At 63.9% G+C, this 26840-nt stretch carries 23 protein-coding genes and 1 pseudogene; 13 read left to right on the forward strand and 11 right to left on the reverse strand.

The window, feature by feature from the left end:
* Positions 1–64 precede the first annotated feature (64 nt).
* Positions 65–1012, forward strand: a complete 948-nt coding sequence (locus QU595_RS19845; protein WP_315925069.1) for a glycosyltransferase family 2 protein — start codon at positions 65–67, stop codon at positions 1010–1012.
* Here the strand turns inward: QU595_RS19845 and QU595_RS19850 are convergent.
* Positions 1002–2231 (reverse strand): glycosyltransferase family 4 protein, encoded by a 1230-nt coding sequence (locus QU595_RS19850; protein WP_315925071.1) that lies wholly within the window; start codon positions 2229–2231, stop codon positions 1002–1004. The genes QU595_RS19845 and QU595_RS19850 overlap by 11 nt on opposite strands.
* Positions 2232–2627: 396 nt before the next feature.
* Between QU595_RS19850 and QU595_RS19855 the strand changes: the two genes are divergently transcribed.
* Together QU595_RS19855 and QU595_RS19860 are read left to right on the forward strand one after the other, a co-directional pair.
* Positions 2628–3542 (forward strand): hypothetical protein, encoded by a 915-nt coding sequence (locus tag QU595_RS19855; protein WP_315925073.1) that lies wholly within the window; start codon positions 2628–2630, stop codon positions 3540–3542.
* Positions 3543–3551: 9 nt separating this feature from the next.
* Positions 3552–5048, forward strand: coding sequence for a hypothetical protein (locus QU595_RS19860; protein ID WP_315925075.1), 1497 nt, complete (start codon positions 3552–3554; stop codon positions 5046–5048).
* A 6-nt stretch (positions 5049–5054) separates the two neighbouring features.
* On the opposite strand, the gene QU595_RS19865 is transcribed toward QU595_RS19860, so the two are convergent.
* On the reverse strand, positions 5055–6503 hold the full coding sequence (locus tag QU595_RS19865; RefSeq protein WP_315925077.1) for an O-antigen ligase family protein: 1449 nt from the start codon (positions 6501–6503) through the stop codon (positions 5055–5057).
* A gap of 467 nt (positions 6504–6970) precedes the next feature.
* Between QU595_RS19865 and QU595_RS19870 the strand changes: the two genes are divergently transcribed.
* Together QU595_RS19870 and QU595_RS19875 are read left to right on the forward strand one after the other, a co-directional pair.
* Entirely contained in the window at positions 6971–8095 is a 1125-nt protein-coding gene (locus QU595_RS19870; RefSeq protein ID WP_315925079.1) for a hypothetical protein, read from the forward strand.
* A gap of 10 nt (positions 8096–8105) precedes the next feature.
* Positions 8106–8894 (forward strand): WecB/TagA/CpsF family glycosyltransferase, encoded by a 789-nt coding sequence (locus QU595_RS19875; protein WP_315925081.1) that lies wholly within the window; start codon positions 8106–8108, stop codon positions 8892–8894.
* An 89-nt stretch (positions 8895–8983) separates the two neighbouring features.
* Here the strand turns inward: QU595_RS19875 and QU595_RS19880 are convergent, their stop codons facing one another.
* The 5 genes from QU595_RS19880 to QU595_RS19900 form a co-directional block, all read right to left on the reverse strand.
* Positions 8984–9880: an ExeA family protein gene (locus QU595_RS19880; RefSeq protein ID WP_315925083.1), complete on the reverse strand. Its 897-nt coding sequence runs from the start codon at positions 9878–9880 to the stop codon at positions 8984–8986.
* A 1-nt stretch (position 9881) separates the two neighbouring features.
* Positions 9882–10688, reverse strand: a complete 807-nt coding sequence (locus QU595_RS19885; protein ID WP_315925085.1) for a CpsD/CapB family tyrosine-protein kinase — start codon at positions 10686–10688, stop codon at positions 9882–9884.
* 30 nt (positions 10689–10718) lie between these two features.
* Positions 10719–12242, reverse strand: coding sequence for a GumC family protein (locus tag QU595_RS19890; protein ID WP_315925086.1), 1524 nt, complete (start codon positions 12240–12242; stop codon positions 10719–10721).
* Positions 12243–12450: 208 nt separating this feature from the next.
* Positions 12451–12780, reverse strand: coding sequence for a hypothetical protein (locus QU595_RS19895; protein WP_315925088.1), 330 nt, complete (start codon positions 12778–12780; stop codon positions 12451–12453).
* 69 nt (positions 12781–12849) lie between these two features.
* Positions 12850–14460 carry a GMC oxidoreductase gene (locus tag QU595_RS19900; RefSeq protein WP_410000531.1) on the reverse strand — a complete coding sequence of 537 codons (1611 nt, stop codon included), beginning with the start codon at positions 14458–14460 and terminating at the stop codon, positions 12850–12852.
* Positions 14461–14570: 110 nt separating this feature from the next.
* On the opposite strand from QU595_RS19900, the gene QU595_RS19905 reads away from it, so the two are divergent.
* Positions 14571–15488, forward strand: a complete 918-nt coding sequence (locus tag QU595_RS19905; RefSeq protein ID WP_315925093.1) for a glycosyltransferase family 2 protein — start codon at positions 14571–14573, stop codon at positions 15486–15488.
* A 591-nt stretch (positions 15489–16079) separates the two neighbouring features.
* Positions 16080–16679: a sugar transferase gene (locus tag QU595_RS19910; RefSeq protein WP_315925095.1), complete on the forward strand. Its 600-nt coding sequence runs from the start codon at positions 16080–16082 to the stop codon at positions 16677–16679.
* 380 nt (positions 16680–17059) lie between these two features.
* On the opposite strand, the gene QU595_RS19915 is transcribed toward QU595_RS19910, so the two are convergent.
* Positions 17060–17878, reverse strand: coding sequence for a response regulator transcription factor (locus QU595_RS19915; RefSeq protein WP_315925097.1), 819 nt, complete (start codon positions 17876–17878; stop codon positions 17060–17062).
* Positions 17879–18902: 1024 nt separating this feature from the next.
* Between QU595_RS19915 and QU595_RS19920 the strand changes: the two genes are divergently transcribed.
* A complete protein-coding gene (locus QU595_RS19920; protein WP_315925099.1) occupies positions 18903–19307 on the forward strand; it encodes a Fur family transcriptional regulator in 405 nt (134 codons plus the stop codon).
* A 52-nt stretch (positions 19308–19359) separates the two neighbouring features.
* On the opposite strand, the pseudogene QU595_RS19925 reads toward QU595_RS19920, so the two are convergent.
* A pseudogene (locus QU595_RS19925) lies at positions 19360–19573 on the reverse strand (DUF4287 domain-containing protein).
* Positions 19574–19592: 19 nt separating this feature from the next.
* Entirely contained in the window at positions 19593–22535 is a 2943-nt protein-coding gene (gene polA / locus QU595_RS19930) for a DNA polymerase I (RefSeq protein ID WP_315925100.1), read from the reverse strand.
* A 467-nt stretch (positions 22536–23002) separates the two neighbouring features.
* Between polA and QU595_RS19935 the strand changes: the two genes are divergently transcribed.
* From QU595_RS19935 to QU595_RS19955, 5 genes are all read left to right on the forward strand, one after another.
* Entirely contained in the window at positions 23003–24394 is a 1392-nt protein-coding gene (locus tag QU595_RS19935) for a M20/M25/M40 family metallo-hydrolase (RefSeq protein WP_315925102.1), read from the forward strand.
* A gap of 8 nt (positions 24395–24402) precedes the next feature.
* Positions 24403–25029 carry a ribonuclease D gene (locus tag QU595_RS19940; protein WP_315925104.1) on the forward strand — a complete coding sequence of 209 codons (627 nt, stop codon included), beginning with the start codon at positions 24403–24405 and terminating at the stop codon, positions 25027–25029.
* 93 nt (positions 25030–25122) lie between these two features.
* Positions 25123–25323, forward strand: coding sequence for a hypothetical protein (locus QU595_RS19945; protein WP_315925106.1), 201 nt, complete (start codon positions 25123–25125; stop codon positions 25321–25323).
* Between the two features lie 242 nt (positions 25324–25565).
* On the forward strand, positions 25566–25820 hold the full coding sequence (locus QU595_RS19950; RefSeq protein WP_315925108.1) for a GlsB/YeaQ/YmgE family stress response membrane protein: 255 nt from the start codon (positions 25566–25568) through the stop codon (positions 25818–25820).
* A 23-nt stretch (positions 25821–25843) separates the two neighbouring features.
* On the forward strand, positions 25844–25990 hold the full coding sequence (locus QU595_RS19955) for a hypothetical protein (RefSeq protein ID WP_315925110.1): 147 nt from the start codon (positions 25844–25846) through the stop codon (positions 25988–25990).
* A gap of 72 nt (positions 25991–26062) precedes the next feature.
* On the opposite strand, the gene QU595_RS19960 is transcribed toward QU595_RS19955, so the two are convergent.
* Positions 26063–26365 (reverse strand): DUF982 domain-containing protein, encoded by a 303-nt coding sequence (locus QU595_RS19960; protein WP_315925112.1) that lies wholly within the window; start codon positions 26363–26365, stop codon positions 26063–26065.
* Between the last annotated feature and the right edge of the window lie 475 nt (positions 26366–26840).

The raw sequence follows: 26840 nt of genomic DNA on the forward strand, positions 1-26840 counted from the left end.
GCGCGGGCGACATTGGCGGCGAGACCTGTCGTGAGACTGGGCAGCGGCTTTCGGAGGACGCGATTTGCACGACGGAGCGGATAACGCCACGGCTCCCGGCCCGGCCGAGCAGGGCTCGGTTTCGCAGGCGACTGCCGCGATGCCGGCGTCGCTGGCGGTCGTCATCGTCACATACAATAGCGGCGACGTGCTCGCCGGGCTGCTGGATTCCCTTTCCGCCGGATGCGAGGGCGTCGGCAGCCTTGAAGTGATCGTGGTGGACAACGCGTCCGCAGACGATTCCGTCGCCGTTGCGCGCGCGCATCCTGTCGGCGCCCGCGTGATCGAGACGGGCAGGAACGCCGGTTATGCCGCCGGCATCAACGCCGCTTTGGCGACCGTTACGGGGCAGCCGGACGTGCTGGTGCTGAACCCGGACATCAGGCTGATGCCGGGGGCCGCCCGGATTTTGTGCGAGCACCTGGCCGATCCCGCAGTGGGCGTCGCTGTTCCCCGCGTGGTGGACGAGGGCGGCCACCTGTCCTTGTCGCTGCGCCGCGAACCGTCCATGAAGACCGCATGGTCGGACGCCTTGCTGGGCACGAAGATCGCGGCACGGGTCGGTTACGGCGAGATCGTCGACGATCCGAGGCTCTACGCGCAGGGCGGCGATGCGGAATGGGCGACCGGCGCCATCCTGGCCATTGCCACGCGGGCCTGGCTGGCGGTGGGGGACTGGGACGAATCCTTCTTCCTCTACAGCGAGGAAGTCGATTATCTCGAGAGGGTCCGGCGATGCGGCCTGTCGGTGCGCTACGTGCCGCAGGCCCGCGCCGTGCATATCGGCGGCGAATACCATGCGAACGTCTATCTGTCGGCACTGATGACGCGGAACAGGATCCGCTACTACCGGCGCCACCACGGAGCGTTTTCGACGGCACTGTTCCGGCTCAGCATCATTGTCGGCGAAGCGATGCGCTTCCTGTTGGGTCCGGGCCATCGCGCGGCGCTGCGCGCCGCGCTCACGCTGTAGCGGCCGTAAGCGCGCCGCGCCTGCTTTCCAGTATATCGGTGTAGAGCGCGTCCATCCGGTCCAGCTTGGCGGACCACAGCGCGGTGGCGGCCACATGCGCGTTGGCCGCCATGCCCATGCGATGGCGCAGGCCGGGATCGAAGACAAGCCTGCCGATCGCGGCGGCGACGTCCCGCGCCAGCGCCTGCGGCGTGGTGACGGGAAGCTTGACGGCGCAGGCGGCGGATGTGGCGCTGCCGGGGCCGCCCCGATCCACGACGATGAGGGGCAATGAAAAGCTCATCGCCTCCAGCGCCACATTGCCGCCGGGCTCGCGATAGCTGGGAAAGACGAAAATGTCCGCGGCGCGATAGAAGTCGGCAACCTCGGCCTTCGAGCGCCAGCCATGTATCGTGACCCGGTCCGAGAGGCCAAGCGATACGATCAGGGCCTCGCACTCCCCCCGTTCGGGGCCGTCGCCCACTATGTCGAGAACTACGGGAAGGTCCGGAGCGAGCGCCAGCGCCCTGATGAGGTCCCGCGCGCCTTTTGTCCGCACCAGCCGGCCGACATGCAACAGGCGAACGGGACCGCTGCGCGCGGAACGATCGATCGGAGCGGGTACCCGGTCGAGCCCGGTCTCGCTCATGATCTCGAAACGGCGCAGCGGAATGTGGGCGAGAAGGTCCCGCACATAGCCGGCGATGCCCAGCACGCAATCGGCACTCATATAGGTCGAACGCAGGAAAGGATCGTGGCGGCGGCGATAGCCGTCGAGATGACGCAGGGCCATGTACCAGGGCTGGCGGCCGCCGTCTTCCGAGAAGCCTTCGGGATTTTCAAGACCTCCGCCGACCGGCCCGAGGACGAAAGGGATGCCGAGCCCGGCCACGGGCGAAGGGTAGCGCATGGCAACGGGCACGGGCTGGTGTGCGATGTCGAACAGTTCGCCGCTGGCCTGCGCGGCCCTGATCCACCGCCGTGCGCGCGCATAGAAAGGCACGTAAGCGGGCTTGATGATGCTGTTGAACCGCTCTGCCCGGCCGAGCGCCGCCGGTTCGGTCCATTCGACGATGCGCATTCCCTGCAGCTGCCGGGACGCCGGTTTGGCGCCGCGCTTGTTATAGGTCAGCAGCGTCACGTCGTGGCGTGTGGCGAGGCGCTGCGCCCATTGATGCGCGACCCAGGCTTCGCCCACGTCCTCGCCGTCGCATGTCGGTGCAATAAGCAGAAGTTTCACGATCCAGGCATGCCCCTTGTCCAAGCAGGCTAATGCGGGGGGAACCGAAAGAAAACGCGGATGAATGTACGATCGCATCATCCGATTGGCATACTTGCGCGACCCTGCGCATTCACAGTTATTCTTCGGGACGGCGAGAATATCCGGCGGCCAAGAAGGCTAGATCGCCGACAGGCCTTCTTCGATCCGGCGACCGGTCGGCATCGATGATCCCGACACTTGGCCGCGCCAGCCCGTATATGCGGGAGTGAAACCGTGAGGCGTAGAACCGGGTCGAGACCTCTGTTCCGCATTGCTGCGCTTCTTGCGGTTGCGATGCCGGGCCTTTACGGCCCTGCCCTGGCCGTGTCCGGATCCAAGCCGGCCGACTTGGCCTGCGGCCCGCAAGCGAAATGCATGCCGGCGCCGGATCGCGCCGATTGCGCCGCGCTTCCTTCCCGCTGCGGCTATCCCGACGCCACCAATACCGGGCCCGGCCCCGGAACCGTCTTCAGGCGCGTGCCCGAGGACATTGCGGACGGACCGGGCTGGCAATGGGACGCGAAGGCCGGGAGTCTGCGCGTGACGGGTGCCGGCACGGTGCTCGAGGGGATCGAGGTGCATGGGTCGGTGCTGATCGACGCGCCGGACGTGACGTTGCGCGACAGCAAGGTGTTCGCCTGCAATTCCTACTGGATCGTGGCGATCCGCGCCGGGCGGCCGGCAGACGGATACACGGCTGATGGCGCGCGCATAGAAAACAATATGATCGGCTGCGACGGCCCACCCCAAAACCGCAGCGACCGCGGTGTCAGCGACGTCTACGGCGCAGCGAAACGGGTGCTTGTGCGCGCCAACAACATCTGGAACGTCTCGAACGGTGTGTCGGTGGAGGTTGAGGGGCTGATCCAGGGCAATTTCGTGCACGACCTCGGCAACCAGCCGGGTGATCATCATTCCGGTCTCTCGAACCATGGTGGAGCGTCGAACGTGGTGTTCGACCTGAATACCGTCCTTTTGTCCCAGGAAAACGTCTCCGCGCCCATCACCGTCTATTCGGATTTCGTTCCCGCGCAGAACGTCACCATTTCCCGAAATCTCGTCTCCGGCGGCTCTTATTGCTTCTATGGGGGCGATTCAGGAGCGTTCGCGCCTGCCAGGGGACGCATCCGCATTCTGAACAACCGGCTTTCCGAGATCTACGGGCAGCAAGGCCATTGCGGCACGTTCGGTCAGGTCGCGAGCTTCGCGTTGAACCGGGGCAACGAATGGTCCGGCAATGTGTGGGACGACAATTTGCAACCTGTAGGCATCGGTAACGACGGGAGATAGGTGCGGCAGATGCGACCGGCGCATGACTTTTCGGGGCAGTTCGTCATTTCGCGCGAGGACATGCCGATCCGCGACGGCATGGAACGCCATCGGCTGACCGATTTGCATGTCGATGTCTTCGCTCCCCTTGAGACGGTGCCGGTTCTCGATGGTCCGGGCCGGACGGTCGGGCTGATCCTCGGGACGGCAATCGACACGGACAGGCAGGAATTCGTCACCGGCTCGCTTCGCCTGGACGCGGCGTTCGACAGGACTGACGATCTGGAAAGACTGGTCGAGGAGAATATCTATCGGCTCGGCGGCAGCTTCATCTTCGTGCTCGACGCATGTGGCGCCTGCCGCGTCTATCTCGACGCGAACGGCAGCAAGTCCCTCGTATATGATCCGCAGGCGGGTGTCGCGGCGGCCACGGCGGCGCTGCTGCTCGACCGGGACGACTATCGCGCGCGGTTCGATGCCGACCTCTACCGCGCCCTGGGGGTCGACGAGGACGGCTGGTTCCCGGTCGGCCTGACCGCCCATCGCGGGATCAGCCGGCTGATGTGCAACCACTATCTCGACCTGAGCACGATGACGTCGGTCCGGCACTGGCCGGCCGGGCAAATCGAGGAAACCGCGAATCCCGACGCCGCTATCCGCACCGTCGTCGGCGAGACCAGACGAACGATCCGAACCATCTGCCGGACCGGGCGAGCGACGATGGCGCTGACCGCCGGCAACGAGACGCGATTGATGCTGGGCTGCTCGCGCCCGTTCCTCGACGAGGTACGGTTCATGACCGTCAATGCGCCCGGCGCGAAGCTGGACGTCACGCGCGCCGGCGAGTTGGCGCGCCGTTTCGGTCTCGCTCACCGGCTGCTCGACTATGTGGAGGCGGATGCGGACAAGTCGGCGGCCTGGCAGATGCGCGTCGGCCACTGTGTCACGGGGTCGAACATGAAAATGCACCCGAGCGTCGAGCCTCTGAACGGCGGGATTTTCATAGGCGGACTCGGAGGCGAAATCGGCCGCGGGTTCCTGTGGCTGAACTCGCAGGAGGGGGTCGATATCGACGCGCCCGGCATCGTCTCGAGGCTGAAGCTGCCGCAGCACCCGCGGCTGGTCCGCGCCGTCGCCGACTGGCTGGACCCCTTGCGGCACCATAACAGCCTGCTTCTGCTCGATCTGGCCTATATGGAACTGCGCATGAGCTGTTGGGCTTTCGCCCAGTCCTACGCGATGCCGGAACAGGTCGAGATCAATCCCTTGGTATCGCGCCGCATCTATCAGGCGATGCTGTCGCTGCCGCCCGAGATGCGCCGCAACAACGGCATGATCATACGCTGCATCGAAGCGACCTGGCCCGAGCTGCTCGCGCTGCCGATAAACAGGTATGGCGACTGGCGCGACGGCATGGCGAAGGCCCGGGACGCCATCGCCAATCCGGGCCGCGCGATCCGCAAGATTCGCCAGTTGGGCAAGGTCCGGCTGGGCCGCCTGCGTCCCGCCCGGCTGTCTTCGCTTTAAGGAGGCTCAACGCCGTTGCGGCACGGTCCCGGATTTCACGGGCCTGTGCCCATGGGTTCTCGGGTTCCGGCGGCGTTTCGGTTCTTCCGCGGGTTCCTCGTCACCGGACGCGGCGGGTTCCGCCAGGAACGCGCCGGATCCCAGCAGAAACAGGAACAGCACATAGGTCGCGTTCCAGAAATGAACGGTCCAGCCGACCATGAAGAAACCCGTCATCATGATCAGAAAGGCCGTCCTGTAGACCACGGCCTTGCGGCCGAGCCCCTTGGCGGCTCCAACGCCGAACACGGTGGAGAGATAGGCGAGGAACATCGCCAGACCGCCCGGCAGTCCGTAGAATATCGCATTCGCGAGCCAGAACATGTCGATGCTGCTCGTCATCCAGTCCGGCCTGTCCCACTTGCCGTAGCCGACGCCGAAGAGCGGATGGTTCATGACGGATCCCGATCCGTACTGCCAGATCAGGGCGCGGTAGCCGGCCGATTCCGGATCGAAGGAAAAATGCGTCATGTAGAATTCCGGCACGCTCTGGTTGGAGGCCAGCGACACCAGGACGTACATGGCGAAGACGACCGTCCACAATAGCTTCCAGCGGTTGGGATTGTTCCTGAGCACCCAGTCCCAACCCAGCAGCAAGCCCTGCGCGGCAATCGCGCTGATGGGGCCGGCGGAAAAGCTGAGGAAGGTGGTTGCTCCGACGATGCCGGTCTTGAACAAACGCTTCGCGCCGGTTTCACCGTAACCGACCACCATGTTCGCGGCGGCAAGCGCGCTGCCGCAGATGACGCCGAAAAGGATCGGGTGCTCGAATACCGTCTGCACGCGGCGCAGGCCCCAGCGCGGCTCCGTATAGGAAACGGGATGGGAGGGCAGCACGCTCGAGAACAAACGCAGCAGGATATTGTCGTTGAAGACGGCCTCGTACAGGGCGAACGGCAGCAATGCGGCGATCAGCCAGAACAGGAGCCGGGCCATGTTGCGGAAATCGTCCAGCTTGCGCACATAGCAACGCGCCAGCAGATAGGCGCCCATCGTTTCCACGAAAAGGATTCCGCCCGACTGGGTCGCGGTGCCTATCCCGTGGTTCACGTCGAGCGCCAGCGTGCCCCAGCCGCAATATGCCAGAAGCAGAATGTCGGCCAGCCTGAAGCCGACCTTTCCGCGCAGCCAGTAGATGAGGCAGGGCACGATCGTCGCCACCAGCACCAGACGGTACATGGACATGGCAAGCGAGCCGATCTTGAACGTCCAGGGGTTGAACAGCGCAACCAGGAACAGGACGACCGGCCAGGCCAGATGATGGCGAGCCGCCTTCGCTTGCGTTCGCAGGCGGTCGGACATGCGCGGGCCTCGACGCCCCCTGGCCGGGCCGGCCACGGCGGTCGCGTGGCTGCCACCTGGCGCGATGTTCCCGGGCATGACCGTGGTCGAAGAGATGATCTGGCTTTCCGGCAAGGCCGTTCCCCGTGCGCTTGTCCGGACAGTTTGCCCAAAACTCTCCCGGTGAGCGCCCTGTGAAGAAGGTGTGGCGATAGGTATCGCTCATGCACTGATTGAAGGAGGGGGTGATCGTCCGGGCGATGCTCCTGGCCGGAAATCCTCCCATGGCGGTAGCTTTGACCTTACCCGGAGCGGTCGCAGCCGCCGAAGTCATCCTTTTGAGGCGATGGAATGTTTTGCAGGAATTTCTAGCATCGAAAACGAGCAAGGTGGTCTGTTGAGTGCGGATCGAGACCGGCGTGCAGGCCGGGCAATGGGATCTTGAACTCGTGAGTGCCTTGCCGATCTGGAGACGCTCAAGACCGAGGATCGCAATGGCGACAGCTTTTTCAGGACACGCGGCCTTCGAGGCGTTCCACCCTCCTGCCGCTCTCGACCGCTTGCAAGCGGCCGCAGCAGCATCTCCCATGATCGGAGGGCGGTTGCGCTATCTTGTCGGGCTTGCCAAGCAGGGGCTTCCGAAGATGCACCGCGACGGCGTGTTCGCCCACACCGCGCGCGGGGTGCAGACCCCGTCAGGCCGGGTGATCCGGCTGGAAGGCGAGAACCTGCGCTACGCGACGAATGTGGCCCTCGGCCTGGCATTTTTGCCGCTTGCCGAGCAGCGGCAGATATTGGACGGCAGCACGGCCGCCGATCTGGCCATTTCGACGATCGTGCGTGCCGAGACGGTTCATGACGATCCCGGCGCCGTGGCGCTCGCGGCATGGGCCGGCGCCGAGGCCGCCGGCGTTCATGCCTCGTCGCTCTTCGTCCGGCTGGAGGAGACTTTCGATGCGGGCGTGCCCCTGGCCACGGTGGCATGCGCCTGGACACTGATCGCGTGCATGGCGGCGCGGCATCTCGCCGACACGCGCCGGCTTTCCCTCATGGCGCGAGACAGGCTGCTTCAGGGACAGGGCCCGGGCGGGCTTTTTCCGCACATGCTGCCCGGCGGCGCCAACGGCCGGCTGCGCGCGCATGTCGGCTCGTTCGCGGACCAGGTCTATTCCATCCAGGCATTGTCGCGCCTGGCCGTTGCGGAAGGCGACGAGGAGGCGCTGACGGCCGCGGACGCGTGCGGCGGCCGCATCTGCGCTCTCCAGGGTCCCGCCGGGCAATGGTGGTGGCATTACGACATGCGCAATGGCTCCGTGGTCGAGGGTTATCCTGTCTACAGCGTGCATCAGCACGCCATGGCCCCCATGGCGCTGCTCGACCTCAGGGAAGCCGGGGGCACCGACCACATGGATTCCGTGTTGCGCGGCGTCTCGTGGCTCGACAAGCATCCCGAGACCTCCGATCCGCTCGTTTCGGAAAAGGAGCATGTCATCTGGCGCAAGGCGGGTCGGCGGGAGCCGAGGAAGATGGTGCGCTCCCTGGCCGCTCTTACCACCGCCACCCGGCCCGGCCTGCTGATGCCGGGGGTCGACGTGCTCTTTCCGCCCTGCAAGGTGGACTATGAATGTCGTCCGTACGAGTTCGGCTGGCTGCTCTATGCCTGGCTGGCCGGCGGCGTCGTGCAGCGGCTGCGCAGCAACGCCACGACGTCTCCGGATCATGGATGAGAGGCCGGCCATGGCCAGCGCGCGACACCTGCTGTTCGGCTTTCATCTGGATGCAGTCACGATGGAGGAGGTGGTGGAACGATGCCGCGTCGCCATCCTCACCCGCGATACGCTCCTGCTCAGCGTGGTCAATGCGGCCAAGATCGTGAAGGCGCGCGCCGATCCGGTGCTGCGCAACTCGCTGATGGAAGGCAATTTGATGCTGGCCGACGGGCAGTCGGTGGTGTGGGCAAGCCGCTTTCTCGGACGGCCGCTGCCGGAACGCGTGGCCGGCATCGACGTGTTCCAGCGGCTGCTGCAACTGGCGCATGACGAGCAGCGATCGATCTATCTGCTGGGGGCCCGGCCTGACGTGCTGGAGGCGCTGCGGCGCCGGCTGGAGACGCGATATCCCGGCTTGCGCGTCGCGGGGGCGCGCGCCGGCTATTTCGCCGACGGCGAAGCCGAAACGGTCGCCGCCGCGATCCGCGCCTGCCGGCCGGACATGCTGTTCCTTGGCATGACCTCTCCCAAGAAGGAAATCTTCCTCGGCCGCTTCGGCCCGTCGCTCGGCGTGCCGGTCCTACATGGCGTGGGCGGGTCGTTCGACATACTCGCCGGCGTCACCCAGCGCGCGCCGGTGCTGTGGCAGAAGGCCGGCATGGAATGGGCTTATCGCGTGCTGCAGGAGCCCCGCCGGCTGTGGTGGCGCTATCTGAGCACCAACACGGCTTTCCTGGCGCTGACGCTGCGGGAAATGGTGCGGCCGACGCGGGCCTATTCCCCGCCGATCGGCGGTCCCGGCATGGCCGGGCGCTGAACGCCTTTCGAAAGTCCGGCTTTCTCGACGCCACACGACGACTACCGGCCAGATTGAAAGCGGCTTGCCGTTCGGCGGCCGCGGCATCCCTACGACCTCTTGGCGCGGGCTTCGGCGCGGGACGCAATGCTCAGCAAGGGGCCGGTCTTCTGACCGGGGTGCCATCGCAGGCCTCTGTCGGCCGCGACCTGCTCGATGAGATCGTCATCGACCACGCCGACGTCGTCGGCGAAGGCGTTGACCAGCGCATAGTCGCAGATCTGGTTGATGACGCGCGGAAGTCCGCCGCTGGCTTCGTAGATCTTGTCGCAGGCCGCCGGCGTGAATATCTCGCGGCGGGCGCCGACCACGCCCAGCCGATGGGTGATGTAGTCATGGACGGCGTCGCGCGACATGCCTGCCAGGTGGAAGTCGGCCGCGACGCGCTGGGCAAACTGCAGCAGCTTCGGCCGGTCGATCGTTTCGCGCAGTTCCGGCTGGCCGACGAGCACGATCTGGAGCCGCTCGCTATCGGCACCGTTCAGATTGGAGAAGCAGCGCAGTTCCTCGAGCATCGGCATGGAAAGGTTCTGCGCTTCGTCCACGATCAGCACGCAGCGGTGGCCACGCTCGGCGCGCGCGGCCAGGAATTCCTGGAACTGCGAGAACAGCCGCACATAGGCCACGCGCTCGCCCACCGCCTGGCCGAAAGCCGTCAAGACCCAGTGCAGCAGGGCGCCCCGCCGGCCATGGGCATTGGCGATCATGCCGATATCGAACTCGCAGGGCGCGGAGCGCAGCAGGTGCTGGATCAGCGTGGTCTTGCCGGCTCCGACCTCGCCGGTGATTACGATGATGGGGGCGAAGCTGACGAGGCCGTATTCCAGCATGGAATAGGCGCGCCGATGGTTTTTCGACCAGAAGATGAAGTCGGGGTCGGGCAGCAGGCTGAAGGGCTTTCCCCGTATGCCGAAGTGATCGCCATAGATCGTTGCGTGGATCGACACATCAATACCCGTATTCTTCCTGGGTGTACCTGCATTTGTTCAGGACCACGCCGAGCAGGTTGGTCTTTTCGGCGAGTTCGCGCTCGCACATTTCCACCTCGGCGAATCTCGTGGTTTCGGCCGCCGTCACGAGCAGCGCGCAATCGACGTTCGGCAGGAACGCCATCAAGTCGTCGTTACACAGCATGGGCGGCATGTCGTAGATGACGATGTCCGGCTGCAGCTTGCGGAACGTGTCCTTCAGGACCTCGCCGGTCCTGGCGTTCTGCAGCAATTCGGCCGTGAACCGCAGAGGACGCGCATTGGTGGCGAAGGCGAGGTTGTCGGCATAGCGCACGAACACCTCTTCCGCGGGCTTGGCGCCCTGCAGCAGCTGATCGACCGGCGGACTGTCCTTGGCGCCGAGCAGCTCGTTTATGCGCGAACGGCTGAGGTCGAGATCGATCAGCAGGGTGCGGTAGTCCTTTTGCTTGGCGAAGGAAAAGGCGAGATTGAGTGAGACCAGGGTCTTGCCGCAGCCTGCGGTGGGAGAGGTGATGGCAATCGAAGTCCAGTTGTTGCGGACCATCTCCTGCAGGATACGGGTGCGCAACATGCCGAAGGCGACGTAGGCGGGATCGGACCTGTAGGCGGTGACGATACGGCTCGCCGACAAGGTGGCGGGATCCGGCGTGCGCAGCGGCAGGTTGTCCCAGATGGCCTCCTTCGTCTTGTCCGGCTCGCGCTCGCGCTTGACCACGAAACCCGGAAACAGTGCCCGGTCCTGTTTCTGCCTTGCCTTGTCCAGGGCGATCTCAATGCGCTCCATGAGCTTCCGTTCTCCCGGCGTGTCCTGATCCTAGATCTTGCGGCCCTGACCGAAGAGACCGGCGACCCTGCCCGCGAGGCCGGCGAGGGGAGAGGAACCTTGTCCTGGCAGCGCCAAAGCGGACATCGCCGCAAACCAGCCGAAGCCGGCTCGCCTTTTGCGCGTTTCTTCCTCGGTCCAGATGTAGGGGATGGTGGCCAGCGGCTGCATCTCAAGCAGGTCGGCCAGCTCTTTCGGCCGGCGAATCCGGTTGTTGATGAATTCCAGGAACACCATGAGGCCGAGTGCCGCGGCAATGCCGGCCAGGAGAGAAAGACCGGCGATGCGCGTGCGTTTGGGCTTGATCGGGCTGGTGGGCGGCGAAGCCGGCTCGACCACGGAGAGGCGGCTACCCTTGGAGTTGGCCTCGATCTGCTCGCCCGTCGAGGCCTCGGCGAGCTTGGCGACGGCGATGTTGTACTGCGCCTGGATGTTCTGCCGGTTGCGTTCGAGCGCCGACAGCTCGGTTTCGTTGGCGGGCGTGGCGGCGATGGTCCTGGCCAGATCGGCGAGGTTTCCGTTGATCGACCTGCGCTCGTCGGCAATGGCCTTGAGCCGGGTATCGATGTCCGAGAGCTGCAGGTCGAGATCGGACGGGCCGGACGTGTCGGCGGATTGCTTGGCCTTGATGCTTCCCTTCAGTGCCGCGATCCTGGCGCGTAGCGCTACGATGGTCGGGCTGTCCTCGGAGAACAGCACCAATTGTCCGGCAAGCGTGCGGTTGAGCTCGTCCAGCGTCTGCTGTTCCGGCGAGGTCGGCCCGGTGCTGGCAACGCGGCCGGTGCTCTCGAAAGCCCGCATCACATTGTTGCGCCGCGCGCGCAGCGCCGATTCCTCACGGTCCAGCAGCACGAGCTGCTCCTGAAGATTGCTCTGCTGCGTGCGGCGGAAATCGACGCTGTCCGGCAGCGCTTCTTCATGGGTGTTCTTGAATTTCAGGATATTGGCTTCGATGCTGGTCAGCTCACGGCCCAGCCGCGACGTTTCCTGCTGGAAGAACTGCATGGTGTCGCTGGCGCGGTCGGTGCGCAAGGTGATGTTCTTGTCGAGGATCACCTTCACGATCTGATTTGCCACACGCGCCGCCATGTCGGGATCGGCCGCATCGAACGAGACCGCGAACATGCTCGTGCCCTGGCCGGGCACGGTCATCTCGAGCGGCTCGAAGGTGACGCGCTTGCGCATGTCGTCGACGATGTCGGCTTCGGAAAGCGTGGTTGTCTCAGGCCCGTAGATGTTCAGCCGGCGCGCGAAATCGACCAGGTTCTCGCGGGTCGTCAGCCGTTCCTGGATGATCTGGACCTGCTGCCACGGGTCGGTCGACACGGTGGTGCGTGCGAGATCGGAAGGAATCTGCGGCGCCTCGACCAGAATCTTGGCGCTGGCGCGATAGACGACCGGCATCAGCAGGGCGACGGCGATGCCGGCCGCGGTGATCGATATCACCACCAATGCGAGATAGGGCAGGCGGCGCCATAGCAGGGTGAGATAAAAGCGTATGTCGACGTCGGTCATCGCGCAGTGCCGCCCCGGTGTTCACAACCGGCTTGGGCCGGCCTTCCCATCTTCACGCGGGGGAGGCGGCCACGATAGACCGCCCATAGGCGTGCCCGACAAGGTCGATGGCTAGGTATCTACCTCTTGTGGGTTAGGCCGGGCCGATGGCATCCGCCGACCGGAGCGGGATCGCGGGACGACGAGACGAAGTCCCGCCGGTCGGGGGTCATGCGGGCTTGAAGGCAAGAACTTCGCCGCGAAGCTTCTCAATGAAGCCTGCCTGTTCCTCGAGCGATTGCAGGCGCTTCGAGCAGGCGATCAGTTCGGCCGTCAATTCATCCGCCCGCGCCGACAACGCTTCCAACTGCTCGACCTCGTACTCCTCGAGTGAGAAGGCGGTGTTGCCGGCGACTTGCCGGTAGCCGGCGTACAGGCCGGCCCGCTCGGCCTCCACCTCTTCCAGCAGGTCGTCCAGCATCGCGGCCAGGCGGCTGAAGCGGGCACAGTCCGTTTCGCTATCCCTGGCGGAGTTTCTCGTGATGAAAGCGAAAGCCATGACCGGCCCTCCTCGCTCGGCAGGAGACGGGGCGAAGCGGCGGCATCCTACACCAAATCCCGGACGAGCTCACGGGATCAATGGCAGATAGGAAGAATTTTCGAGGTAGGTGTCGGCCAGCCAGAGGGCGAGTCCCATGATGGTGAAGGTCGGATTGGCGCTGCCCGCGGTGGGGAAGACCGAGGCGCTGGCGACCGCGACGTTGGGCACTGCGTGGCAATGCAGATCCGGGCCGACAACGGATTCGGCGGGATCGGTTCCCATTCGTGTCGATCCGGACGGGTGGGCGCAGGCCTCAGCCTGCGCGATGATCGGCATTCCGGGGTCGACGGCGGCAGGATGCCAGTTCAGCGGCGACAACCGTGCCAGTCCGGATTTGTGCCAGAAAGCCCCGAGATGCGCGATGGCGGAGCGGAAGGTGCGCTCGTCTGCTTCCGTCGGCCCCCATTCGAAACGCGCCTTGCGCATGCCGAACTTGTCCCGCTCGTCGGAAAGGCGGATGCGGTTGGAGGCGGCCGGCAGCTGTTCGGCGCAGATCATCACGTCGAACTTGATGTCGGCCGGGGCGAAAAGCTGCTTTCTGGTGTAGCGCCAGTAGAGGGACCGGGCCAGCAGAGGCAGGCTCGTGGACACGCGCAATGCGTCGCGCAGCACGAGATTTCCGCGCTGGACGTCGCGCATCATCTGGCGAAGATGCGAAAGGCGGCTGCCGGTGAAGTCCATGGCCACATAGGCGAAAGCGCTGCCCACCGAATCCTGACGCTGGGCCGCCGGGGAAAGCTCCATATGCAGGTCACGGCGCGTCGCGTTGACGAAGCGGTAGGCGAACACCCGATTTGTGAAGGCGGGGTCGCTGCGATCGATGGTGGCGACCTTGGCCTTCAGGTGATCCTGGAAGTAGGTGCCCAGCGCGTTGCAGCCCTGGAAAGCCCGGTTCTCCGAGGCTTCGTCCAGAAGCAGCAGCAGTCGCGTCGTCTCGATCGCGCCGGCCGCGACCACGAACTGGTCCGCCCGCACCTTCATGGTGTTGCCGTTGAAACTGCGGGCGGTGATCGAGGCCAGGCGACCGTTGTCACGGTCGTGCTCGAAGCCGCAGACGGTCGCGCCAAGCCAGATCTCGAGTGATTTCAAATGTTTCAGCTGGTCGCCGAGCGCGGCCTTCATGTTGCAGAACTTGAACGGCGCGCATTTGGCCCACCGGACCGTGATGTCCTCGTCGCCGCTGGAAAAAAACTCCGTCCCGCCGACCGTGCGCGGGTGGCCGCCGTGCTCGAACGGGCTCTTGTCCACCCGCAACAGGGTTTCCAGCAGAGCGTTGTACCTGTCGAAACTCGACATCGAGTCCGGCCATGCCGGTTGGGAGATGTAGTCGCGCTCGCCGCGCTCATGCTCGCTTATGGGGATGAGACGGCCGCCCCATCTGGACGAACTGCCGCCAAGACCGCGATAGCGTCCGTCGAGAGCCCGCGTGTAGTGGCCGCCGGGGTCTTCGATCTCATTGAGCGCCTGTATCATGGCGTCGAAGGAGGTATAGCCGCTTTCCACGACCACCACCCGTCTACCCTTTTGGGCGACCCGGCAGGCAAAGAGAAGACCTGCAATACCTCCACCAATTACACACAATGGTGTACTTGTTTGTGGCAAATTACACTCAAACTCTGACAGATTAAATAACGCCATTATTCACATATACATTGTTTTATCGGTTGTCTATATATGATCGAGACTGGTAGGTGCCGACGCTCGTCAAGCGGTGCCGGGAGACGGCCGGAAAGGTCTGGAGCGCGTTCATGGCGATGCGGCTGAGCGTCATCATTCCCCATCTCAACGAGCCGGATGATCTGCGCCGGTGCCTGCAATCGCTCGAGGCGCAGAAGTGTGACGGCATCGAGCATGAAGTGATCGTGGTCGACAACGGTTCGCGCACCCTGCCGGCCGAAGTGTGTGCGGCGTTTCCCGGCGTGCGGCTCGAGCGTGAGCCGACGCCGGGGCCGGGTCCCGCCCGCAACCGCGGCGCTGCCGTCGCTCATGCCGAGCTGCTTGCCTTCATCGATTGCGATTGCGTGGCCGGACCCGGCTGGATGGCGGCGCTGGTAGGTTTCCTGGACGCGCATCCCGAGATCGGCTTCGTCGGCGGCGACATCCGCATCACGCCGACGGATGCCGCCCGGCTCACCGCCATCGAAGCCTATGAGAGCGTCTTCAGCTACCGCGCCCGCTATTATGTGGAGCACCACAAATTCACCGCCACCGGCAACATGGCGGTGCGCGCTTCGGTTTTCCGTGCGGTGGGACCGTTCGGAGGGCTCTCGTCCATGGAGGATACCGAGTGGGGCCAAAAGGCATCGGCGCTCGGCCATGGCATCGGCTATGTCGACGAGGCCAAGGTGCGCACGCCTTCCTGCAAGAGCTTTGCCGAGCTGGCGCGCCGCTGGGACCGCCATGTCGCGCACGAATTCCGGCAGGTCAGGGACCGTCCCGGCAAGCTTGCGCTCTGGGCGGCGGGAAGCGTGCTGGTTGCCGCGTCGCCACTGCGCGAGATTCCGCGCGTGCTGCGGTCGGATCGGCTCGCACGGCCGCTGGATCGCTGCAAGGCTTTGGCATGTCTCACACGTGTCAGGCTCTATCGCGCCCGGCGGATGCTCTCCCTGGCGCTTAGCGGCAATGCAGCCGCCCTCGTGGGTGTCTGGAACCGCGAGCCCTCGTAAAGTTTCCGATCCGCCCGCGAGCGGCTGTCCGTTGCCGTGCCCCGATGGCGGCTCCCGCAGCCATGTTCCCGAATTTTGCAGGGCGTTCCGCCACGTCGCGCCGGAAATTGATTGTCCACAGGCCTGAGCCAAGCCCGTCCGCCTTCCGAGCCGGTGCAGCATGCGCGGACCTTCTTCGCCCTCCCCCATCGGGAGGGACCATGCATTGCGGCGTGCACAGGGCGGCCGATCGCCTCGCCGGTCTTCGTGCTTCCGGTCATCCGTTCCCCGTCGCGCAGTCTCCGTTGGGATGATGGCGCTTCGTCTGTTTGGATAGAGATTGCACCGCTCCTGCTATCTAGATCAAATTTCTTATAGATTTCAGCAAAGTCGCGAACCTACTATGATTTATATTGGAAAATAAATAGTTAAACGGCCATTCTAAACTGTTTGACTCGGGCGATTTTCCAACAGGCTGCTAAAACAGCGGACAACTGAACTGAAAGTGGCGGAGGAATCATGCTTGGGAATCTTCCCGGCGCGATTTTGCCTGGGCAAACTATTACTGGCCTTGAGACGCGACGGGCCGCGACCAGGGTCAAATCGAGGCGCATGTATTTCAGTGCCAAGCGGGTGCTCGACGTGACGACGACCCTGGTGTCGGCGCCATTGCTCCTGCCGCTCGTCGGTTGCCTGGCGCTGATCGTGAGCCGCGACGGCGGCCGCGCGTTCTACGGGCAGGCGCGGCTCGGCAAGGACGGAACGGTGTTCCGGATCTGGAAGCTGCGTTCCATGGTTCCCGACGCGGATGCGCGGCTGGAGGAATATCTGGCGCAGAATCCCGTGGCGCGGCAGGAATGGGAAAGCACCCAGAAACTGCGGCACGACCCGCGCATCACGGCGCTGGGGCGCTATCTGCGCAAATATTCGCTCGACGAATTGCCGCAGTTCTGGAACGTGCTGCTCGGCCAGATGAGCCTGGTCGGACCCCGGCCGATGTTCCCCGAACAGAAGCCGCTCTATCCGGGTACGGCCTATTTCGACGTGCGCCCGGGATTGACGGGCCTATGGCAGGTCAGCGAACGCAACCGTTGTTCCTTTGCCGAACGCGCCGACTACGACACCGTCTATGCCAGGACCATGTCCCTGCGAACGGATTTCATGATCCTTCTCAGGACGGTGGCCGTGGTCATGCGTGGCACGGGTTGCTAAAAAATTATGTCGCCCGAAAGCGGGAGCCGGTTTCGGGACGGCGACATGCTTGAACCAAGAGCTTGAAGCACGTCGCCTGAAACCGCCTGCTCGCGCCGCGCTTTAGACCGGCTCTGTCCGCTTCTCCGAGATCGTGCCCGATCGGGGTCGTTCCGAGGGACCGCCGAGGCGGACGGATCCTCATTCCGCGGTTGGAACGAGAGTGTTGCGCGGCGCGGCCAGGACCGGGAAGCCGCCGAGGCCGATACAGGAACGCGCGCATAAACGAGCCGCCGGTCTCATGGAGCCGGCGGCTGGTGAGTGGCAATAGCATTACGGTATCGGAGCGTTTCCGAGGCAGGAGGTCGAAACCGGCGACCGGCCGCCGGTCATCGATGGCGTCAAATGCTGATCGGCTCGCCGCTCCAGGTGGGCATCCGGGCCGCCGTGTGCTGGCCTTCGGCCGGCAGCAAGTCCTTGATCTTGTAGGCGACTTCGGTGCGGTTGGTGGCTTTGAGCTTCTTCATGATGTTGCGGATATGCACCTTCACCGTGCTTTCCCGCAGATTGAGTTCATAGGCGATGATCTTGTTGGCCTTGCCGCGACGCAGCGCTTCGACCACTTCGGCCTGGCGCATGGTGAAGAGACCCGCCAGCGGCCGAGCGGTTTCCCGACTCGATTCGAGGACCTGGCGGACGGCCATGACGCTGCTTGCCGGCACGAAGGTGCCGCCTGCCAAGGCCAGTTCGATCAGTTCCACGCAAACACGGATGCCGACGGTGGACGGGATATACCCGCGGGCGCCGCATTCGAGGGCCTTCAAGATCTGCGAAAGGTCGTCGGTGTCCGCCAAAACGATGATCGGAACCGATTTGAAGGCGGCGACCAGCTTGCGTATTTCGTCCTCGACGGTTTCGTCGCCGATGTTGCGGCCGCCGACATGGAGCAGTATAGCCGACAGCGGAGGATATTGATCCTTGACCCGCCGCCATTCCTCTATGGTGCCGACTGCGAGAACCTTGAGTCCGCGGGTGTGTGCGGCAATGCCCCGCGCAAAACATTCACGATCCAGTGCACGACTATCGATGATCGCGAGCGAGCGCTCGCTGTCCTTCGAGAGGTCTTCGCCAAGCAGACCCGGGGGGATCCCCTGGTCGAGCAGAGCTGCGGTCGAAGTGATAGGCGTGTGTCTTCCGTTTGTGCTGATTGCTGAATTCATGGCTTGCCCCCAATTCATTCAGACGAGTTGACCCGAGCCGCCAACTGACCTTTCGCAAGGATCGCCGACGACGTGGAAGTTGGATGGAGATATTCAGGAACGTTTTGAACCGGAATGCCCGATAGCCAATACCTCCTTTAGTGATGGCTGTGATGTCTCCGGCACCCATAACTATACATGGGAGTGTGTTTCGGGAATTAATCCATGTTAATTAACATAGTAAATTTTTTCTAGATAAACCTATCTACAATTTATGAATTAGTCATACCTTGTAGAATAAATAACTCAACAGAACTTTTGCCGTTATATTCAAATATATATTTATTCACGAAGCTGTGATCAGCGTATACTTATGTGATTTTCGAATAATGTAATTCGCGTACTTCTTTGTTCGGTAATCAACAGAAATAAAAAATGTATACCGGATCGAATTTTTTTGACGCGTACTTAAGTACGCTTTCGGCTGCAGAGATTTTCGGGAATGAAGTGGCAGCAGGAACGGCCGGTTCCTCCGGTTGATTCCTTAGCTTGAAAAAATATCTGTGGATTTCCAGAGGAGCAAATTGATTGGTCCAGTATCGCCCGCCGAATCAGGGCGAATCTGGTAGTCTTATCACGGGGGTAGAAGCTGCTTCCGCCTCTGGTTGTTGTCGTTTCCTTCCCCGGTTGCGTTCCCCACCATCCACGCATGCGGGGGAATGCTAGGAATCAATGCATTCGAAACCTTGCGCGAGGCTTTCGAAGTTGCCGCGCGCAGGTGCGTTTTCAGCAGATTGGTATGCGTTTGCCATGCGCATGGGGGATGGTCTCCAACTGCGCGTTCCTCGAATGGGGTAAGGGGCCTGCCTTCGGGCTTAAGCACCGGCTGCTCGTCCAAAAACGCCGGCGCAGCCGGTTTGATTGACCTACAAGGGCCGCCTCCGGCCACAATCGCGCATGCCGGATCATGCGCGCGATCTATGCGGCGGTGGAAAATTCATGCTTTCGTCGCTATTTCAGAGGCTGGCCCGAACGGGATGGGACTATGACGGCAAGGAATGCTCTGACCAAGAACCAGCTCTGCGTGCTCGAGAAGCTCGAGGCCGCCAGTGGCCCGCTCAGCGCCTATATGCTGCTCGACCAGTTGCGCGAGCGCGGATTTCGCGCACCCTTGCAGGTCTATCGGGCGCTGGACACGCTGATGAAGGAAGGCCTCGTCCACCGCCTGGAAAGCCTCAACGCCTTCGTTGCCTGCTGCGAGCCGCACGACCACAGCCATTCGATGACGGCCTTCGCCATTTGCGATCAGTGCGGACAGGTGGCGGAGTTTTCCGATCACGATATCGGCCATCAGCTCGATGATTGGGTGCGTTCCACCGGTTTTGCGCCGAAGAAGGCGGTGATCGAATTCCGCGGCACCTGCGCGAAATGTCGGGCGGAGGCGGCCTAGTCCGATCAGGGATAGCGTCTTCGCGCCGTAGCCTCGGTCGTATCGAGCAATTTTAAGCTGCGTTCCCGGCGCGGTAGTGGGCAACCAGGGCATTGGCATGCCCGTGGCCCATCCCATGCTCTGACTTGAGCATGGCGACCATCTCCATGTGCTTCATCTCCTTCACGCCGTCCAGAAGCGTCAGCCAGTGACTTATGGACTTGCCGTAGGTCTTTTTCGACAGAGGGAAAGTACGAAGCGGGGCCTATGACTTTTTTATCTTCCATCACGCCGGGGTTCTCCGGTTTAATGCGCCTCGTCCCAATTGTCGGCGGCGCGGGCGTCGACCTTGAGCGGCACGGACAGCGAAACGGCCGGCATCGCCGCGTTCTCCATCACGTCGCGCACCACGGGGATCGTCGCCTCGACTTCCGCCTCCGCCGTCTCGAAGATCAGTTCGTCGTGCACTTGCAGGAGCATGCGGGCCGACAGGCCAGCCCTGGCGAGTGCGTCGTCCATGCGCACCATGGCGCGGCGGATGATGTCGGCCGCCGTGCCCTGCAGGCGGGCGTTGATCGAGGCCCGCTCGTTGAAGGCGCGCACCGAGGGGTTGGGCGAGCGGATTTCGGGATAGTGGATGCGGCGGCCGAACACCGTCTCCACATAGCCGTTCTCGCGCGCATAGGTCTTGGTGGTGTCAATGTAATCGCGGATGCCGGGAAAGCGCTCGAAATACTTCTTTATATAGTCCGCCGCTTCTTCGCGCGGAATCGAAAGCTGGTTCGACAGGCCGAAGGCCGAGATGCCGTAGATGATGCCGAAATTGATCGCCTTGGCGCGCCGGCGCACTTCCGAGGGCATGCCCTCGACCGGCACGCCGAACATTTCCGAGGCGGTGATGGCATGGATGTCGGCGCCGTCGGCGAAGGCCTGCTTCAACTGCGGGATATCGGCGACATGGGCCAGCACGCGCAGCTCGATCTGGCTGTAGTCGGCCGAGATCAGCTTGTTGCCCTTTTCGGCGATGAAGGCCGTCCTGATCCGGCGGCCCTCCGCCGTGCGCACCGGGATGTTCTGCAGATTGGGGTCGGAGGAGGAAAGGCGCCCCGTCGTCGTGGCGGCAAGGGCGTAGGAGGTGTGCACGCGCTGCGTCTGAGGATGGATGAAGCCGGGGAGGGCGTCGGTGTAGGTGGATTTCAGCTTGGTCAGCTGGCGCCAGTCCACGATCTTGCGGGGCAGTTCATGGCCTTCGGCGGCCAAATCCTCCAGCACCTGGGCAGAGGTGGACCATTGCCCGGTCTTGGTCTTGGAACCGCCCGGCAGGCCCATGCGGCCGAACAATATGTCACCGAGCTGCTTGGGCGAGCCGATGGTGAATCTTTCCCCGGCGAGCCGGTAGATCTCGTCCTCCAGCCTGGCCGCGCCTTGCGCCAGTTCGCCCGACAGCCGCGACAGGATCTGCCGGTCCACCGAAATGCCGCGCTGCTCCATCTTCGCCAGCACCGGCACCAGCGGCCGCTCCAGCCGCTCATAGACCGAAACCAGCCCCTTGGCGGCAAGCCGCGGCTTCAGCACCCGCCAGAGCCTGAGCGTGACGTCGGCATCCTCGGCGGCGTAGCAGGTCGCCTTGTCGAGCGGCACCTGATGGAAGCCGATGAAGCCCTTGCCCGAACCGGCGACCTCCTTGAAGGCGATCGGCTTGTGGCCGAGCCATTTCTCCGAGAGCGCGTCCATGCCGTGGCCGCCGGAAGTGCCCGCGTCCAGCACATAGGAGATCAGCATGGTATCGTCATAGGGTGCGACGTCGATGCCGTGCCTGTGCATGACGACGAGATCGTATTTCAGGTTCTGCGCGATCTTGAGGACGGATCCGTCCTCCAGCAACGGCTTCAGCGCCGCCAAGGCGTTGCGGATCGGAATCTGGTTTTCGACCAGCCCGCCGCCGAGCAGGTCGTCGTTGCCGTTTCTGTGGCCCAGCGGAACATAGGCCGCGTGCCCGGGCCGCGTCGCGATGGAAATGCCGCACAGTTCCGCCTGCATGGGGTCGAGCGAAGTCGTCTCCGTGTCGAAGGCGACGAGCCCGGCCTCGCGGGCCTCGGCGATCCATGCCTCCAGCGTGGGCAGGTCGCGGATGCAATGATAGGCATTCACGTCGATCCTGTCGGCCACCGCCGCCTCGGCGCGCAGGGCCGAGAGCAGGGAGGGCGAGGGGCCTTCCTCCTTGGCGGCCGGGCCCATCGCGGCCGCCTCGTCCTCGGCGGCAGGCGCGGCTTCGGCTTCGCCCGCGCCGATATCCGGTCCATGCGCGGTGTCGCCGCGCTCCACCGCCACCGTGGCGGCCTCGATGTCGGCGGGCTCGGCGCCGGTGGCGTCGGCCACGCGCCGCGTCAGGGACGAGAACTCCATCGCTTTCAGGAAAGAAATCAGCCTCGGGCCATCCGACGGCTGCAACACGAGGTCTTCAAGCGTCTCGGCGACGGCGACGTCATTCCTCAGCGTCACCAGTTCGCGCGAGATGCGCGCCTTGTCGGCATTGTCGATGATCGACTGCCGGCGCTTCTCCTGCTTGATCTCGCCGGCGCGCTCCAGCAGCGCGTCCAGCGTGCCGAACTGCTCCAGCAATTGCGCGGCCGTCTTGGGGCCGATGCCCGGCACGCCCGGCACGTTGTCGATGGAATCGCCGGTCAGCGCCTGCAATTCGATCATCTTTTCGGGCGGCACGCCCCATTTCTCGATGACTTCGGGGATGCCGATCTGGCGATCCTTCATCGGGTCGTACATGCCCACGGTCGGGCCGACGAGCTGCATCAGGTCCTTGTCGGAGGAGATGATGGTGGTGTCGCCCCCCGCCTCGCAGGCCAGCCGGCAATAGGTGGCGATCAGGTCGTCGGCCTCGAAACCTTCCATCTCGATGCAGGGCAGGCCGAAGGCGCGCGTCGCCTGGCGGATCAGCCCGAATTGCGGGATCAGGTCTTCGGGCGGCGCGGAACGGTTGGCCTTGTATTCGGGGTAGAGGTCGTTGCGGAACGTCTTGGACGAATAATCGAAGATGACGGCGAAATGGGTCGGTGTGATGCCGACATCGGTGTTGCGGGCCTCGCGCAGCAGCTTCCAAAGCATGTTGCAGAAACCCGAGACGGCGCCCACCGGCAGGCCGTCGGATTTGCGCGTGAGCGGCGGCAGCGCGTGGTAGGCGCGAAAGATGTAGCCGGAGCCGTCGACGAGAAAGAGATGATCGCCTTTTTTCATGGCTGGTAGCCGTAACGTGGGGGGCGGGAGCTGTCCATGGGCAAAGCCGAAGCTGCCGCAAGACCCTGACAATATAGGACTTTCCGGGGATCGATCCGGCTGTCCGGCCTGTGGTATGCGGCCGCGCTGGCCCACCCCGAATCGGGGGAGCCTCGTTATCACGGCCATGTTACAAAGATGTAATGTTCGTGCCCTTGAATCGCCATGTTCACCGACACAAATAACGGTCATCGGCAGTTTTTGCCGAAGTCCGGAGCAAGGCCCGTCCCCCGCCTATACCGGACACTGCGGCAGCCTTATCCCCCTCTCCGGGCTGCCGCATCGTTTCGAGTAACGCCGCCGTGGTTCCCCCTCCGCCACGGCGGCATTTTTTTGTCCCGGTTGCGACGCGCCATGCGCAACAAGCACCTTCCCGTTTTACCGTGCCGCTATTACGGTTGTCGCGCAGAATCGAAAGGCAATCCAGCATGTCCGCGCTTTCTCCCGTCCTAGATCGTCTCGACAAGGGGCTCGACCAGAGCCTCGAACGCCTGTTCGAACTGCTGCGCATCAGGTCCATTTCGACCGACCCCGATTTCGCCGCCGATTGCCGCAAGGCGGCCGAATGGCTGGTGGCCGATCTGAAGACGATCGGTTTCGACGCCTCGCTGCGCGCCACGCCCGGCCATCCCATGGTGGTGGCCCATCACGACGGCCCCGAAGGCAGCCCGCATCTCCTGTTCTACGGCCACTACGACGTGCAGCCGGTCGATCCGCTCGATCTGTGGGAGAGCGACCCCTTCACGCCGTCGATCCGGGAGATCGAGCCCGGCCGCAAGGTCATCACCGGGCGCGGCTCCTCCGACGACAAGGGCCAGTTGATGACCTTCGTGGAGGCTTGCCGGGCCTGGAAGGCCGAGCACGGTTCCCTGCCCTGCAGGATCACGCTCCTGTTCGAGGGCGAGGAGGAGTCCGGCTCGCCCTCGCTCAAGCCCTTCCTCGAGGCCAACGCCGAGGAGCTGAAGGCCGACTTCGCGCTGGTGTGCGACACCGACATGTGGAACCGCACCACGCCCTCCATCTGCACGTCGCTGCGCGGCCTGGTGGGCGAGGAGATCACGGTCAAGGCCGCCAGCCGCGACCTGCATTCGGGCATGTATGGCGGCCCGGCCGCCAATCCGATCCGCATCCTGGCGAAGATATTGGCCGATATCCACGACGCGGACGGCCGCGTCACCATTCCCGGCTTCTATGACGGCGTGGAAGAGACGCCCTCGCAGGTGCTGAAGTCGTGGGAGGCGCTGGGCGAGACGGCCGAGGGTTTCCTCGGCCCTATCGGACTGTCGCAGCCGGCCGGCGAGAAGGGACGCTCGGTGCTGGAGATGATCTGGGCGCGGCCGACGGCCGAGTTCAACGGCATTTCCGGCGGCTACACCGGAAAGGGCTTCAAGACGGTGATCGCCGCTGAAGCCTATGCTAAGGTTTCGTTCCGGCTCGTGCAAAAGCAGGACCCAAAGAAGATCCGCGCGGCCTTCCGCCAGTTCGCCGCCGAGCGCGTGCCGGCCGACTGCAAGATAGAATTCCACCCGCATGGCGGCTCGCCGGCCATCCAGCTGTCCTACGACTCGCCCTTTCTGACCGAGGCGAAGCAGGCGCTGACCGACGAATGGAACCAGCCCGCCGCCATGGTGGGCAGCGGGGGGTCCATTCCCATCGTCGGCGATTTCCGCACTTACCTCGGCATGGAATCGCTGCTCGTCGGCTTCGCCCTGTCGGATGACCGTATCCATTCCCCCAACGAGAAATACGACCTCAATTCCTTCGCCAAGGGGCAGCGCTCCTGGGCGCGGATCCTCGCCGCGCTGAGCGCGAAGGGCTGAAAGACATCATGAGCAACGCCAAGATCCGTTTCCACAAGGGCGACCTGCCCGATCTCTCCCACTACAATGTCGATGCGGTCGCCATCGACACCGAGACCCTGGGGCTCAATCCGCACCGCGACCGGCTGTGCGTGGTGCAGATCTCGCCCGGCGACGGAACCGCCGACGTGATCCAGATCGCGCACGGTCAAAGGCGAGCGCCGAACCTGGTGGCGCTGCTGCGCAACCGCAAGGTGACAAAACTGTTCCATTACGGCCGCTTCGACATCGCCGTGCTCTACCACACCTTCGGGGTCATGGCGGAGCCCGTGTTCTGCACCAAGATCGCCTCGCGGCTGACGCGCACCTATACCGACCGGCACGGCTTGAAGGACATCTGCAACGAACTGCTCGGCGTGACCATCTCCAAGCAGCAGCAGTCGTCCGACTGGGCGGCCGAGACGCTGACGCCGGAGCAGCTCGAATACGCCGCGTCCGACGTTCTCTACCTGCACCGGCTGCGCGACGTGCTGGCCGGACGGCTGGCGCGCGAGGGGCGCGCACGCGAAGCGGAAGCCTGCTTCCGCTTCCTGCCGACGCGCGCCAGGCTCGACCTGATGGGCTGGCCGGAAGAGGATATCTTCGCCCATAGCTGACCGGGCCGAAGCTGCCGACACGGCGGTCAGCGAGGCGGGAACCGGAGAGGTGCGCCGGCGTTATGCTGGCGCACGTCAAACGAGGGGAACGACATGTCCGACCGCCAGCCCATTTCCACCGCGCCGAAGGACGGCAGCAAGGTCACCGTCTACTGGACCGACGGCGACGGGGTGATGAACGAGTCGCTCGCGCGCTGGGACGACGGCGCGTGGTGGGCCTATACGGATTCCAGCACCCAGAAGAAAATCACGCCGACGAGCTGGCGTCCAGCCTCGCGAGACGACGACGAGTGAGGATGGGCGCGGCCGTGTCGCCCCCGATCCTGGCCTGTTGCTGGAATTCGTCGGAAAACCGCTTCGTGAAGCGCGTTGATCTTTCCGCTTCGCTCCAGCGCCTCAGGGGCTTGTTTTTGCGCGTGCCTTGATCCCGAAACCGGTTTCCACTTTCGGGAGACATGCTTTAGCTTGGCACCTGTTGCAACCCTTGGTCGATTCGGGGCCGATGCTCCCGTGTCGGCTGTCTGCGGAGGACATCCATGGGAATTGAAAGCCTGATCATCTTTCTCATCGTCGGCGCCGTTGCCGGCTGGATTGCGGGTCTCGTCGTAAAAGGATACGGCTTCGGCCTTCTCGGCAATATTGTCGTAGGTATCGTCGGCGCGCTGATTGCGGGCTGGTTGTTCCCGACGCTGGGCATCAGCCTCGGAACCGGCATATTGGCGGCCATCATCCATTCCGCCATCGGCGCCATCATTCTTCTGGTGCTGATACGACTGGTGAAATCCGCCTGACGCAGCAAATCGAGGAGCGCGCCATGAACCGCAATACGCTGTACCTTGTCATCGGCGCGCTCGTCGTCGTCGTTCTCGGACTTGGGATCTATGTCTACAAGGAAGAGACCAAGCCGCAAGGCGTCGAACTGAAGATCGACGACAAGGGCATCTCGATCCAGCAGAATTGAATTTTCTCGGCGCAAACGCTGCCGTCCGGCGCCCAGCCGGCGATGTTCCGTGAGGCGGAACGCCTGCTTCCGTCAGCTCGCCAGCCGCCGGATCGCCGCATGGCGCTCGGCGATGAGCGGCGTCGGGCCGTCGTCGACCAGCAAACCGGTAATGCGCGCGAAGCCCGCGAAGGATTTCCGCGCCTCCTCGGCGCTCATCTGCGCTGCCATGGCGGCGGCGCAGCAATTCAAGGCGCAACGATAGACCGGTCCGCGGCGCCCGACCGGCCATTCGCGCAGGAAGACCATGGCGTCCGCGACGTTGTCGATTTCCTCCACGGGATGCCCGGGGCCACGAGACAGTCGCACCGCCGAAAGGAACTGCAGCCGATTCATGAACGACCTCCCCAGAAGTCCTTATTGCTGTGGGTAACCTTATCTAACGCATAAGCATAATCCAGGTTCCCCGATTCACGAAATAAATCGGCCCGCCACGAGGGGGTTTCGTGACGGGCCATGCGAGGGCACGGAGGGACATGCCCAACGGTCCCGATGGGTGGAACCGCCGCCATAACGCCGGCCTCGCCAACGGGTTCCTTTCCGGCGAAATTTGATCGGGCTGCGCCCGCCTCTAGGCAATTTCGAACCATGACCAACGCAGGCAGGGTGAAGAAGACATGGCCGCGCCGATAGCCGGGTCTCGTTGCCGGGGAGGCGGCGGGGCAGGGCGTTCACCGATTGATGTCGTCTCGTAAAACGGTCTGATCGATCCGTGTGTTTCCCGCTGTTGACCCTGTGACCATGTCTTGGCAAAGCTGAAGGATGGAGCGCCGTCCGACCGCCATGCCACATCGTTCGTCCGCTGCACCGA

The sequence above is a fragment of the Mesorhizobium sp. SP-1A genome (genome assembly GCF_032460275.1).
GTDB lineage: Bacteria > Pseudomonadota > Alphaproteobacteria > Rhizobiales > Rhizobiaceae > Mesorhizobium.